Below are 233 nucleotides of genomic sequence, written 5' to 3'. Positions count from 1 at the left end.
GGCAGCCAGACGGCGCTGGGCTTCACCGCCTCGGGCACCACCGCCTCGACCTACGGCACCGCCGCCAGCACCGTCGTGTCCAGCGACCTGTCGATCTCGGGCGTGACCCAGCGCGCCTCGCTGGCGAACCAGTACAACAACCTGCTCAACCAGATCACCCAGCTCGCCAGCGACGCCAGCTACAACGGCGTCAACCTCATTGCCGGCAAGGGCAATGACATGAACATCAAGTT

General features: G+C 65.2%; 1 pseudogene. It reads left to right on the top strand.

From position 1 onward, the window contains the following. Positions 1 to 233 (top strand): annotated as a pseudogene (locus ACLBXO_RS32395) (flagellin); the annotation flags it as partial.

The organism is Methylobacterium sp. C33D, assembly GCF_053345825.1.
Note: the sequence above shows the minus strand (reverse complement) of the source record. Positions and strands in the feature narration are given on the sequence as shown.